Annotated in this window: 10 protein-coding genes; 8 read left to right on the top strand and 2 right to left on the bottom strand. The window is 52.4% G+C overall.

Features of this window, described 5'->3' with window-relative positions; translation table 11 throughout:
- The first annotated feature begins 107 nt into the window (after window positions 1-107).
- A complete protein-coding gene (locus ACQ4MZ_RS17525; RefSeq protein ID WP_430846771.1) occupies window positions 108-389 on the top strand; it encodes a hypothetical protein in 282 nt (93 codons plus the stop codon).
- A gap of 155 nt (window positions 390-544) precedes the next feature.
- Here the strand turns inward: ACQ4MZ_RS17525 and ACQ4MZ_RS17530 are convergent, their stop codons facing one another.
- On the bottom strand, window positions 545-1,378 hold the full coding sequence (locus ACQ4MZ_RS17530; protein WP_430846773.1) for an AraC family transcriptional regulator: 834 nt from the start codon (window positions 1,376-1,378) through the stop codon (window positions 545-547).
- A 94-nt stretch (window positions 1,379-1,472) separates the two neighbouring features.
- Between ACQ4MZ_RS17530 and ACQ4MZ_RS17535 the strand changes: the two genes are divergently transcribed.
- The 3 genes from ACQ4MZ_RS17535 to ACQ4MZ_RS17545 all read left to right on the top strand — a co-directional run bounded on the left by ACQ4MZ_RS17535 (window position 1,473) and on the right by ACQ4MZ_RS17545 (window position 5,393).
- The gene (locus tag ACQ4MZ_RS17535) at window positions 1,473-1,868 is read left to right on the top strand and encodes a DoxX family membrane protein (RefSeq protein ID WP_430846775.1); all 396 of its coding nucleotides are present in this window, start codon (window positions 1,473-1,475) and stop codon (window positions 1,866-1,868) included.
- Window positions 1,869-1,873: 5 nt separating this feature from the next.
- A complete protein-coding gene (locus ACQ4MZ_RS17540) occupies window positions 1,874-2,800 on the top strand; it encodes a polysaccharide deacetylase family protein (RefSeq protein WP_430846777.1) in 927 nt (308 codons plus the stop codon).
- 103 nt (window positions 2,801-2,903) lie between these two features.
- Window positions 2,904-5,393, top strand: coding sequence for a cation-translocating P-type ATPase (locus ACQ4MZ_RS17545; RefSeq protein ID WP_430846779.1), 2,490 nt, complete (start codon window positions 2,904-2,906; stop codon window positions 5,391-5,393).
- A 35-nt stretch (window positions 5,394-5,428) separates the two neighbouring features.
- On the opposite strand, the gene ACQ4MZ_RS17550 is transcribed toward ACQ4MZ_RS17545, so the two are convergent.
- Window positions 5,429-7,969, bottom strand: a complete 2,541-nt coding sequence (locus tag ACQ4MZ_RS17550) for a cation-translocating P-type ATPase (protein WP_430846781.1) — start codon at window positions 7,967-7,969, stop codon at window positions 5,429-5,431.
- Window positions 7,970-8,337: 368 nt separating this feature from the next.
- On the opposite strand from ACQ4MZ_RS17550, the gene ACQ4MZ_RS17555 reads away from it, so the two are divergent.
- From ACQ4MZ_RS17555 to mgtA, 4 genes are all read left to right on the top strand, one after another.
- Window positions 8,338-9,021 carry a hypothetical protein gene (locus tag ACQ4MZ_RS17555; RefSeq protein WP_430846783.1) on the top strand — a complete coding sequence of 228 codons (684 nt, stop codon included), beginning with the start codon at window positions 8,338-8,340 and terminating at the stop codon, window positions 9,019-9,021.
- A gap of 234 nt (window positions 9,022-9,255) precedes the next feature.
- Window positions 9,256-10,005, top strand: coding sequence for an SDR family NAD(P)-dependent oxidoreductase (locus ACQ4MZ_RS17560; protein WP_430846785.1), 750 nt, complete (start codon window positions 9,256-9,258; stop codon window positions 10,003-10,005).
- 23 nt (window positions 10,006-10,028) lie between these two features.
- Entirely contained in the window at window positions 10,029-11,054 is a 1,026-nt protein-coding gene (gene adhP, locus ACQ4MZ_RS17565) for an alcohol dehydrogenase AdhP (protein WP_430846787.1), read from the top strand.
- Between the two features lie 4 nt (window positions 11,055-11,058).
- The gene (gene mgtA / locus ACQ4MZ_RS17570; protein WP_430846789.1) at window positions 11,059-13,602 is read left to right on the top strand and encodes a magnesium-translocating P-type ATPase; all 2,544 of its coding nucleotides are present in this window, start codon (window positions 11,059-11,061) and stop codon (window positions 13,600-13,602) included.
- Window positions 13,603-13,755 lie beyond the last annotated feature (153 nt).

The raw sequence follows: 13,755 nt of genomic DNA on the forward strand, positions 1-13,755 counted from the left end.
TTGATAAAGCTGAGTCATTTTGGGCGCTTGTTCCTCGGAAATAGGACGGAAGCACTTCATTATGAACAGCCCGGTGCTGAAAAATCCAGATGTCCTTTTTCATTGGGATGATTGACCGACGACATCGCTTCTTTGAGCTAGCCTTCCTTTACAACTTTCTGAAAATCAATGTAAGGGTCCGCGAGGCCCGTGCCATACTGTGCGGTCAGTTCCCGGATTTGTGCTGCATATGGATCCAGCGCGTTCTGCCTCACGGGTTTTATCCAGCGACTGAAAACGGTCGTTCAACGCATATCGATGAAGATCACATCGGGCTGGTGGGGTCGGCTTCGAAGCGTTTCGCGCTGCTCAGGGAATTCTCTCCGCCGATCGCAATGCTGTTGGTCTAGTTTTTCTTTATATCAACTTAACGCACTCACTTAATTCTGTCAAAAAAACGGCAAAATACAAATGCAAGATTTGGCAAATTTATTTTCGCACGGCCGGTTTCGGGCCGGTCTTTTTGCGAAAGAGCTGTCTGAGAGCGGAATGGAGGAGCGGGCGATTAAGGGGCGGAATTCGCCGCTTTGCGGAAATCGGAGGGCGACAAGCCCCTGGCCTTTCGGAAGGCCTTGTTGAGATGACTGCTGTCGACAAACCCAAATTGAGCGGCTATCTCACCCAGCCGCTGGCTGGTATGCAGCAAACGCGATTCTATCAAAGTCAGGCGATAGTTGCTGATATATTCCTGAAGACTTTCACCGGTTTCACGCTTGAAAAACTGGCTTACATACGTCTGCGATATGTTGAAATACGCGGCCAGCTTTTCGACGCGGAGCGCCTCGGGGGAATAGATATGCTCATGAATGTAACCCAGCAAGGATAATGGTTGGGCCGACTGATAATCACCTGCCTGCTGGAAAAGTGCAATGTTCCGGGCGGCGATTGTGATGATCGTGTTGAGCATTTGCTGCATCACCTGCTGGCTGTGCGGCCCGGCCGCCTGCTGCTCCCTGAGAAGCGCTTCCGTCAGCGACCGGACCAACGGCTTGTCTGTGACCGTTTTGAGGATGCATCCGGGCAAATGGTTGTGATTATGAAAAATATATTCGAGCCTTTGGAGCCATTCTGTCGGCTGGACTTTCAGGTAGCCCTCGTTGAATCGGATAAATGCAAAATGTGTTGTTTCGCGCACCTCGAAACCGTGGCTGTCCTGCGGGAATATCAGGAAGAGTTTGTCGGGGCCGTACGGCAACTCGTGGTCGTTGATGATCTGTAAACCGCTTCCTTCCAAAATATAAACCATTTCGAAAAAAGAGTTTTTGTGCGGTTTGCCAGTGTACTGATCGGCGACGAGCAGCTCGATTTCGTAGGGTTTATGAAGGTTTTTAATGCGCATCCTTTCAAATTACTGATTTATCCAATAAATGTACATACTTTCTCCGACAAATACCGGGAGATTTGCATCATTGGAAACATTAACCCCTGTAAGTATGAATGCTATTGTTTTTTTATTGCTGCGGCTTGGTATCGGCATCAGTATGTTCGGGCATGGCCTTGTCCGGTTACCCAAGTTGAATGCGTTCAGCCAGTGGATGGTCGGCAGCTTCGCAAAGTCGATGCTGCCGGCGGAGCTGGTCAGGCCGTTCAGCATGGTTTTGCCATTTGCCGAGTTGGTGATCGGTTTGTTGCTATTGGTGGGCCTCTTTACCGAACCGGCGCTGATTTCGGGCGCCGTTCTGATTCTGATGCTGCTTTTCGGTACGGCGATGGTCGAGAACTGGGAAGCGGTCCCCTCGCAACTCATTCACCTGATTCTCTTCGCCGTACTACTTCAATTCCTGGAGAGTAACTCCTGGTCTCTGGACAAAATTTTTAACAGACAGTAAATCCTATGAGCACGCGACGAACTTTCATCAGACAAACCGGTGCCTTGGGTACATTAGGTGTACTCGGCACACCCGCCCTGGCCGGGATGAGTTTGAGAGAATCCCCGCATCCATCCTCCCGATGGCCTGACGGCTCCCGGCTGGTAGTATCGGTTTCGATGCAATTTGAATCCGGTGGTCAGCCCGACAATGCGGAGAGCCCGTTTCCACAGAACATGCTTCCAGGCTTCCGTGACTTGCCGGCCGCTACCTGGTATGAATATGGCTATCGGGAGGGGATTCCGCGAATGCTGGACAACTGGGATGAACTTGGTATAAAAGTAACGTCCCACATGGTTGGCGCTGCCGTCCTTAAAAATCCGGATCTGGCAAAGGAGATCGTCAGGCGCGGACATGAAGCGGCGGGACATGGCATGAGCTGGCGCTCGCAGTATAATATGGCTTACCCTGAAGAAAAAGCTTTCATCCGCGAAGGCGCAGAGGCGATCAGGAAGGTGACGGGTTTTAATCCCGTGGGTTACAATGCCAACTGGCTCCGGCGGGGCGATAACACATTGAAAATCCTCAAAGAGCTTGGTTTTAAATACCATATAGATGATCTGAGCCGCGACGAGCCCTTTCTGACGCGCGTGGAGGGGCAAAACTTCGCCGTCGTACCTTACACCCTGCGCTGCAACGACATTCTGTTGATCGAGGGGAAAAATTTCTCCGCCGAGCAGTTTGCGCAGCAGGTCAGAGCAGAATTTGACCAGCTTTACAAGGAAGGGGCCACACGCCGCCGCCAGATGTCGATCAGCTTTCACGACCGGATTGGCGGCACCCCGCAAATGGTGAAAGTGACGTATGATCTCATCAGGTACATGCAGCAGCACGAGGGCGTCACTTTCAAAAGGAAGGATGAAATAGCGAACATCATACTGTCCGATTCGTAGTAGAAACAACTATTTACACGGTTTTAACAGCAATGATCACGCCGGAATATTTTACAAATTCCTTTCCGTGATTCGTCATTGACTCTAAACAATCGGTATAAATATGTCTACCCCCACGATCGACACTTCCCGGGGCCTATCGGCCAGTCAGGTACAGGAATCACGCAGCAAGCATGGCGGGAATAAGGTAGAGGATCAAAGTGAAAGCGGTTTGTGGGAGGCTGTTTTGGGGCTCGTAAAGGAGCCGATGTTGATTTTATTGATTGCGGCGTCGACCATTTATTTTGTTACGGGCTCGCGGGGAGAAGGTTTTTTCATGCTCGGGGCGATCCTGGTCATTTCCACGATCTCAATTTATCAGGATAGCAAAAGCCGCAATGCGCTGCGCGAGCTCAAATCATTGACCGAGCCGAGATGCAAAGTGATCCGGGACGGGCTTGAAATCGAAATCCCGAGCGAAGATATCGTGATCGGCGACTGGCTGATCATCGAAGAAGGGAGTAAAATTCCGGCAGACGGAGCCATTCTGGAAGCGCATGATTTTTCTGTCAACGAATCCATTCTTACCGGGGAGTCACTGGCTGTCGCGAAAAACGAGCCCGGCAGTGAGGTTTTCCAGGGAACGCTGGTGGCTAGCGGAAGGGCAGTGGCTCAGGTTCGTGCCATCGGCGCTCAAACCAAATTGGCGGCGATCGGCGCAAGTCTGCAATCGATAGAGCAGGAGCCGACACCATTGCAGATACAGATCACCAACTTCGTCAAGAAGATGGCCATTGCCGGTGGTGCCGTTTTTTTGCTTGTGTGGGCGATCAATTACATCCGTACGCAAGCCCTGTTAGACAGCCTCTTAAAAGCGCTGACTTTGGCGATGAGCATCCTTCCGGAGGAAATTCCCGTGGCCTTTACCACTTTCATGGCGCTGGGCGCCTGGCGGTTGATGAAAATGGGCATTATTGTGAAGCGGACCCAAACCATTGAAACACTGGGCAGCGCAACGGTCATTTGTACGGACAAAACCGGGACGATCACCGAGAATAAAATGCAATTGGCTAGTTTATACATTCATGCTCAGAACTTAATTCAGGCGCCGGACGGCACTTTAAGCGACCAGGGTAAGGACCTGCTGGCCATGGCAATGTGGGCAAGTGAGCCGGTCCCTTTTGACCCGATGGAGATCGCATTGCATGAGGCATATGGGAACTCCGCGGCTGTCGACATGCGCTCCGGGTTCAAACTGGTGTACGAATATCCGTTGGGGGGTAAACCGCCGATGATGACCCATGTATTTGAAAACAGGAATTCGGAACGCATTGTCGCCGCCAAGGGAGCGCCGGAAGCGCTTATGGCGGTTTCCGGGTTGTCGGAAGATGAAAAACGTACCGTATGGGAGGCCGTCAATGCGCTTGCGGCCAAGGGGTACCGGGTGCTCGGGGTAGGGCAGAGCAGTTATCCTGAAAAAATATTCCCTGAAAAGCAGCAGCAACTGCCGTTTCACTTTTTGGGATTGGTAGCCTTTTATGATCCTCCCAAAACCAATATCAAATCTGTTTTTGAGGCATTTGGCCGGGCTGGTATCCGGGTGAAAATTATTACCGGCGACAATGCGGCCACGACGCAGAACATTGCGAGGCAAATTGGTTTTGACGGCGCGGAGCGGGTGTTGCTGGGCGAGGAGCTTGTTACGCTGGATGAAAAAGCCTTGCAGGCTAAAGTGATGCAGACGGGGATCTTTGCCAGGATGTTTCCGGAAGCCAAGTTAAGAGTGGTCAATGCCCTGAAAGCGCAGGGCCAGATTGTGGCCATGACCGGCGACGGTGTCAACGACGGTCCGGCATTGAAGGCCGCGCATATCGGGATTGCAATGGGAAAAAAGGGGACGGAAATCGCCAAACAGGCATCGTCGCTCATCCTGGTCGATGATGACTTTGCCCGCATGGTGGACGCGGTAGCGATGGGACGCAAAATATATGTATCGCTTAAAAACGCGATCCGCTACATCATTTCGATCCATATCCCCATCATCCTGACCGTTTTTATTCCCCTGGCGCTGAGCTGGATTTATCCCAATATTTTTACACCCGTCCATATTATCTTTTTTGAAATGATCATGGGGCCGACCTGTTCGATCATTTATGAGAACGAACCGCTGGAAAAAGATCTGCTCTTACAAAAGCCAAGGCCGTTTACCTCCACCTTTTTTAGTTTGAAGGAGCTCTCTGTGAGTATTTTACAAGGGCTTGTGATTACGGCAGGCATGCTGCTCCTGTACCAGTACGCAGTGGCACAGTCGTATGATGAAAACCTGACCCGCTCGATGGTTTTTATAGCTTTGCTCGCTGCAAATGTTTGTCTGACGCTCGTAAACCGGTCGTTCCGCCATTCGATCTGGACCACTATCCGCTACAAAAACAACCTGGTCCCGATGATCATCGGCATTACCATACTGCTTTCAGTCCTGATCTTCGCAATACCGGATGTTACCCGCTTTTTCAGTCTTGCACCCGTGAATTTTAGCCAATTGCTGATCAGCATTGGCACTGGATTCGTGTTCACGATCTGGTACGAAGTAGTCAAGATTTATAATCGGGCATAGTAGCGCATTGAACGATTGCGTGTGCGCCATGGCCGTTATTTTTGACCGGGAATAAATTTGGACAGCTCGATGGCGGCAATGCAGCTCAGTGATACGAGGGCGGTGAGGGATAAACTCTCCATCGACAAAGGTACCGTCTTGAAAAGCCCTTTAAGTGCCGGCACGTACAGTAGCAGCCCTTGCAAACCGATCGTTAAAATGATCGTAAGCAGTAGGGGAACATTTCGGAACAGTCCAGCGCTGATGACCGACCGCCTCAGGGAGGAAACGCTGAGGGCATTTCCCAACTGGACGATGCATAACATTGTAAATACCATCGTTCGCTGGACAGGAACGGGCATGCCGTTTCGGGTGGCCAGAATCTGTAATAAAAAAGCGCCCGAGGCCATCCATATAGCCGTTATCACGATCCGAACGGCCAGGCCCTGGGCAAATAAGCTCTGTCCGGGCGGTACCGGCTGGCGGTTCATAATGCCCTTTTCGGCCCGTTGAGCGGCTAAGGCCACACCGGGAAGTCCGTCTGTGACCAGGTTGATCCAGAGTATATGAATGGGAAGCAGCGGGATCGCCAGACCAAAAGCCGGGGCCAATGCGATCACGAGAATTTCGCCCAGGTTGCAGGAAAGTACATACACGATGAATTTGCGGATATTGTCGTAAATCCTTCGCCCTTCCTTGATTGCCTTGACGATCGTCGAGAAATTATCATCCAGCAGCACCATCTCCGCAGCCTCCTTGGCTACATCCGTCCCAGTGATACCCATGGCCACCCCGATATCGGCCTGTTTGAGAGAGGGGGCGTCGTTAACGCCGTCACCGGTCATCGCCACGAACTGCCCCTGGCTTTGCAGTGCGCGGATGATCCTGAGCTTTTGTTCCGGGGAGACCCGCGCATATACTGATACTTCCTGCACGATGGCCTGTAACTGAGTGTCGTCCAGGTCCGTCAGTTCCTTTCCCGTCAGCGTTTTGACCTCCTGCGTGCCGGCAATTTCCAGGCGCCCGGCAATGGAAGTGGCCGTCAGCGGCTGGTCACCAGTGATCATCACGACCTTAATACCGGCCGTCCGGCAATCGCGAATAGCCTCGATCACGTTTTCGCGTGGCGGATCGATCATCCCCGCCATTCCCAGAAACAGCAGCGAGTGTTCGTCTTCCGAGGTTAGCTTATCCGGCCGCTGGTCAAGTATCTTATAGGCAAAGAACAAGACCCGTAACCCCTCGCGTGCCCATTCGCGGTTTTGATCCAGCAGGTCCTGACGCTGTTCTTTCAGGACTTCGGTAATCCGGGATGGTGCTCCCTTGACAAGCAAAAGGTACCGGTCCTGATAGGCGTGCAAAGTGGCCATCCTCATGCGATCCGAATCAAATGGCAGTGTTTCGAGCAGCGGATATTTTTCTTCGGCATTCGCCCGGGAGATGCCCTGGTTTTCCGCATATTGCACCAATGCAATTTCGGTTGGGTCGCCCATCAGCCGGCCGTTCTGATCGAAATGCACCTCGTTGTTGAGCATGCAGGCGAAAGGCAGCAGGTCTTGCGAACCCCGAGCCGCCCAGGCTTTTTCTACACTCATCTCGTTTTTGGTCAGCGTCCCCGTTTTATCAGTACATATATAGGTAACCGATCCGAGGGTTTCTACCGCAGGCAGCTTCCTGATCAGGGCTTTATGCCGCACCATTCTTGCCGCTCCATTGGCCAACCCGACCGTAATTACTGCGGGGAGGGCTTCCGGCAGCGCCGCGACGGCCAGCGACAGGGCCGTCATGAAAATCATGAGCGGCTGTTCGCCTCTCAGCAGTCCGTACCCGAAAACCAGCACACAGATAACCAGGATAGCAATGACCAGGATTTTGCTGAATTTCTTCAACCGCTGCTGTAAGGGAGTGATGGTCGCTTCCTGCTCCAAAAGCCCGGCGATGCACCCGATCTCGGTTTGCATGCCGGTGCTGGTGACCAGCATTTGTCCGGAGCCGTTAGCGACAATGGTACCTTTGAAAACCATATTAAGCTGGTCGGCGGGAAGCAGATCGTCTCCCGCAACGGGGGCAATCACTTTTTCGATCGCGTGACTTTCGCCCGTCAGAATGGCTTCCTGGGTTTTAAAAGCACTGATCTTAACGAGCCGCCCGTCTGCGGGAATGATGTTGCCAGCTTCGAGTGCCACTATGTCGCCGGGAACAAGGTCCGTTGCATCTACTTCCTGATGGACTCCATCCCGGATGGCTATCGCATGCTGCGCGGAAATTTGTTGCAGCTTTTTCATGGATTCCTCTGCATTGTATTCCTGAAAGAAGCCGATGACCGCATTGGCTATGATAATGCCGATGATCACATAGGCATCAATGTGCTCTCCGACAAAAAAGGATATAATGGCCGCGACGATCAGGATGAGGATCATCACATCTTTGAATTGGCCCAACAGTATCGCCCATTTGGACCGCTGCTTCGCTGCCACCAACCTATTCGGGCCGAAATCGGTCTGGCGCCGGGTCACTTCGGCTGCAGACAACCCCTGGGATGTGCTGCCTAATGATTCTATGGCTTGTTCTGCTTCTATTTGATAGTACGGCTGCATAATGGCTGGAAAGCTGTATTGGAACCTGCAAATAATGGGATGGAATGATTGATTGATGATGCGCCTTATCGCGGCTTTTGGGTTGGAAGGGATTGCCAGACGATACGGCGGGACATTTTTTGAAGATACCAAAGCTAATGCATGGTTACAAATCATGTTTAAGAAACTGGTTGGCTTGTGACCGTTTATGATGGAATGAGGGCGGCAAACGACGGAAGAGTAATGACTTATGTCGCTATTTCAGATGACTTTTACATAGCATCGCCAGGGAGAGGATTTCATAATTTTCATGCCAGTAGTTCGCTTGACCACCAAGTTGTTAGCGATCGCTACGGTTATAGTATTGACTCATCCAAACCTTTTTCCTCATGAAATCTTTCCCGTTGTTCAAATTGGCTTTGGCATCCGCTTTATTGATACTCGCGGTTGCTTTGTCCTGCACCGACCACAACGAACCTGACCCTCAGACCGGCTGTACCCTTGTAAGCGGCGCTCCGCGGCTCTATCCTTGTGAGTTTGAAATTCAAAAAGTAGAATTTTGTAACAAGCTCGACGTTAACGACGTGTTTGGGACGATCACTCCGGGCAATCCCGATATCACTTTACCGCTGGCCAAGGCATGGAACAGTTTCCATCCGACGCCAGGCACCGTGGATGCGACTTTTAAAGTCAAAATTCATATAAAAAGGGTGTCATTGCCTTCGTTCGATTCTTTCAATGAATACATTATGCCCAAAGTAACAGGGGTATTCCCGGTCACGCCGCAAACATTCGACATCAGCCACTTTCCACCACTTTTTCCACCGGTTACGGTGCGGCTGGATATGCAGCTCAATCAGACAGCGGTCGTTTTTGCGGATGCCTTTTACCATGCAACCGAGCAAAGTCAGGGCTCAGGCAGCTTGCTTTATACCCATATTTCGGGCACCGTTCTTTACCTGATTTACAATATGACTACGGCTGCAATTCTGGCCGGGCCGCCGAATAGCTATCCGACCATCCTGGATGTGGCCGAGGCGCACATTGCAGTGAACCCCACACTGGTACAATAGGCTGATAAAGTGCATTTTATCAAAGCTGACGGTCTGTGCGGCAATGCAGCACTATCGGAAAGGGAGAAAACGGAGTACTATTGCCACATTTGAAAGCGGTTCTCCGCGCTTCCCTTGACAACGGGCTGTTTTAAAGCTGACTATGGTCATAATTTGCCACAGCGGTAACAAACACCTTTGTGCAGCCAGATCACCAGAGAGACAAAGCTGGCTTGAAACATTAATCTAAAGCTTATGAAGATCTTACAGGACAAAGTGGCCATCGTTACGGGTGCAGGTTCAGGCATCGGGCGGAGTGTCGCGGTCGCATATGCACGGGAGGGTGCGAAAGTGGTCGTTTCTGACATGGACGAAGAGTCGGGGCTGGAAACCGTCCGGCTCATTGGGAACGAGGGAGGCGACAGCTTTTTCTTCAAATGCGACGTGTCTTCGCCGGAGGAGAATGAGGCGTTGGTATGGGCCACTATCGAAAAATATGGGGCGCTGCACATTGCCTGTAACAATGCAGGAATCGGCGGGGCAATGGCGCCAACGGGCATGTATCCGATCGACGCCTGGGACAAAGTGATCGCCGTGAATCTCTCCGGGGTATTCTATGGCGCCCGGTACCAGATTCCCGCTATGCTTAACTCGGGTGGGGGAGTGATTGTAAATATGGCCTCCATTCTTGGTAATGTAGGTTTTGCCAATAGCCCGGCGTATGTGGCAGCCAAACATGGCGTGCTCGGACTTACCCAAAACATTGCGCTGGAATATGGTGAGAAAGGTATCAGGGCCAATGCAGTAGGTCCCGCGTTTATCAAAACACCATTGTTGAAAGATCTGGACGAAGCTACCATGGAGTGGCTGGTCGGCCGGCACCCGATCGGGCGGATGGGCGAACCCAGCGAAGTCGCAGAACTGGTCCTATGGCTCAGTAGCTCCAAGGCTTCTTTCGTGACGGGGTCTTACTATCCGGTGGATGGTGGTTACCTGGCGCAATAATTCCACCTGAAACACAAATATATATGCTACCTCAAACCATGAAAGCAGCGGTCGTTCGCGAGTTTGGCAAGCCGCTCCGTATCGAAGAAGTTGCCGTGCGACGCCCTGGGACCAACCAGGTTTTAGTTAAAATCGCCGCCAGCGGTGTTTGTCACACCGACCTCCATGCCACTGACGGGGACTGGCCCGTGAAGCCGAAACTACCGCTCATTCCAGGTCATGAAGGAATCGGCTATGTTGCCGCGGTGGGGCCGGAAGTAACCGGCATTCGGGAAGGCGACATTGTAGGGGTGCCCTGGCTGTACAGCGCCTGCGGTTGCTGTGAATATTGCATTACCGGCTGGGAAACGCTCTGTGATGCCCAGCAGAACGGTGGTTACAGCGTCGATGGCAGCTATGCCGAATATGTCATCGCCGACGCGCGCTACGTGGCGCATTTACCGGCAGATACGGATATGACCAGCATGGCGCCCATCCTGTGTGCGGGCGTGACCGTCTATAAGGGCTTGAAAGAAACCGATACCAAAGCGGGAGAATGGGTGGCGATTTCGGGCATTGGCGGCCTGGGGCACCTGGCTGTGCAATATGCCAAAGCGATGGGCATGCACGTGGCGGCCATCGATGTGAGCGACGACAAGCTGGAACTGGCGAAACGCCTCGGGGCCGATCTGACTGTAAATGCTATGCAGAGCGATCCTGGTACCTTTTTAAAGAAAGAAACAGGAGGTATGCATGGCGTGCTGATCACCGCTGTTTCTCCCATCGCTTTCGGGCAAGGGATAGCGGCGCTTCGTAAAAAAGGCACCATGGCACTGACCGGCTTGCCTCCGGGCAATTTTGAACTGCCCATTTTTCAAACTGTTCTCAACCGCCATACCATCCGCGGCTCCATCGTCGGCACCCGCAAGGATATGCAGGAAGCAGTCGGCTTTGCCCTGGACGGCAAAGTGAAGGCGACAGTTCACACGGCCCGTCTCGATGATATCAACAACATATTCGATCAAATGAAGGCAGGCCGCATTGAAGGACGGGTCGTAATGACCATGTAATAATATGCTGTTGACCGACCCTATCTCACAGACAACGCTTGGTGAGCCGCCCCTTCCGGAACTGTACGACGTATTAAAAGCGAATGCGGACGGTCTGGACAGTGCGCAAGCCGCTGAACGGCTGCGGAATATCCGCACAGCCACGCCCCAAGCCGGAGGCGGGCTTTCAAAGATGTTTTCCATCCTGGTCAATCAGTTCAAAAGCCCTCTTGTGCTGCTGCTGCTGGTCGCCGTTGTTTTGTCAGCCTTCCTCGGTGAGGTCTCCGACACTTTGATTATCGGCTGTATTATCCTCGCGAGCGGGCTGCTCAGTTTCTGGCAGGAATACAAAGCAGGAAAAGCGGTTGAAAAATTACAAAAGCTGATCTCGCAAAAAAGTACGGTGTTCCGGGACAACACGGAGCAGATAGTGGATGCCGGCGACGTCGTGCCTGGTGATGTGGTGCTATTGAAAGCTGGTGATATGATCCCGGCGGATTGCCGCATTATCAACAGCAATGAACTGCACGTCAATGAAAGCAGCCTGACGGGAGAGAGCTTCCCGGCAGAAAAAATGGCAGGGCGGCTCGGCGGACAGGCCGCGTTTTCCGAGAGTTTCAATTGCCTTTGGCAGGGTACGAACGTGATCAGCGGGACCGGACGGGCACTCGTTGTCCGGGTTGGCACGGATACCGTTTTCGGCAAGTTGCGGGAGAGCCTGACGGAGACTCCCGAGACTGCATTCGAGCACGGAATTCGAGGTTTCGGCTACTTTCTGTTGCAAATTACGACGGTGCTGACATTGGTCATTCTGGCCGTCAACATTTACTTTGGCAAACCGCTGATCGATTCTGTGCTTTTCTCGCTGGCGCTGGCCGTGGGTATGGCCCCCGAGCTTTTACCGGCTATTATGACGGTGGCCATGTCCAACGCCGCCGCGCGAATGATGGAACGGAAGGTCATCGTCAAAAAGCTTTCCTCCATTTTCAATCTGGGTGAGGTAACGGTGCTTTGCACGGACAAAACCGGAACGATCACGGAAGGCAGCATCCGGGTTTGTGGCGCAATGGATGCAGATGGAGATCCCTGCGAGCAGGTGCGTCTGCATGCTTACCTCAATGCAGTCATGCAGCAGGGGTTTACCAATCCGATCGATGAAGCGCTGGCCGACCTGGCCCTGGATATGCAAGGTTACAGCCGCCTCAATGAGGTTCCCTATGACTTTATCAGGAAGCGGGTCACGGTATTGGCAGCTTGCGGGGATGGCAATCTCATGATCAGCAAAGGAGCACTGGAAAATATCCTGGAAGTATGTTCCCAGGTTGGAACGGGTCGGGATGTAAACGTGCCGCTGGACGAAACCCGCAGGCGAGACCTGCTGGACCGGTATCGGACCTATTGCGAGGAGGGTTACCGGGTGCTGGGCATTGCGATCAAACATACGGGGTTGGACCGCATCGCCCGGGCTGATGAAAGTGAAATGTCCTTTGCAGGGTACTTGCTGCTGGAAGATCCGTTAAAGGCTTCGAGTTTTACGTCGATTCAAAAGCTGCGTGAGCTGGGTGTTGAGGTTAAAATCATCACAGGGGACAATAGGTTTGCCGCCAGGCACATTGCCCAAACGCTGGGCATTGCGGACGATCGCATCCTGACCGGACCACAGCTCGATAACCTCTCTCCCGAAGCTTTCGGGCAACGGGCGATGAACATCGCCGTTTACGCGGAAATCGAGCCGCATCAGAAGGTCCGGGTGGTCAAAGCTTTGCGGGAGCAGGGAGCGGTCACGGCCTATATCGGAGATGGTATCAATGACGTAGCAGCGATCAATGCGGCAGACGCGGGTATCTCAACCCACAATGCAGTGGATGTTGCCAAACAGGCCGCCGACTTTGTATTAATGGAAAAGGACTTGTCTGTACTGGCGGATGGCATTCTGGAAGGCAGAAAGTCGTTTGCCAATTCCATGAAATACATATTCATTACGACAGGTGCAACTTTCGGGAATATGTTCAGCGTGGCGGGCGCATCGCTGCTGCTCCCATTTCTTCCGATGCTTCCCAAGCAAATATTGCTCACCAATTTCATAACCGATCTTCCCGCATTGGCCATCGCTTCGGACCAGGTGGATCAGCAGCAGACGGTCAGGGCAGGTAAATGGAGCATGCGCCTTATCCGTCGTTTTATGATTGTGTTTGGCCTGCACAGTTCATTCTTTGATTTTCTGACCTTTTATGTCTTATACTTTCACTTAAGGCTCTCCGGCGCTGCTTTTAGAACGGGCTGGTTTATTGAATCGGTGGTCACAGAGCTGCTTATTTTACTGGTAGTAAGAAGCAGGCGCCCATTTCTCACGAGCAGGCCTTCCAACGCCCTTTCCTGGCTCACGTTTGCTGCCTTGGCTGTCACTGTCATTCTGCCGGTTTCCCCACTTGCGAGTGAGCTGGGTTTTGCCCGGATTGCATTCAGGGAGGCGGCCTGGATTTTCGGTATACTGATCGCTTACCTCATCACCGCCGATTTACTTAAAGTGCGCTTTTTTAACAAGTATAAAACGGTAAGGCAAAACTAAGCCACTTCTGACGCAACATCTATCTGGCTTTGGTGGCAGTATCGCAACAGCGATATCAGGGCGATCAGGAAAGCTACGCTTGAATTTTGCGGCATTAAGCCCGTGAAAGTGTCCAGGATTGCCCGTGTAAAATGCCTGAACCCAGGCCAGAGG

Source organism: Dyadobacter sp. BHUBP1, from assembly GCF_050587785.1.
Lineage (GTDB): Bacteria > Bacteroidota > Bacteroidia > Cytophagales > Spirosomataceae > Dyadobacter.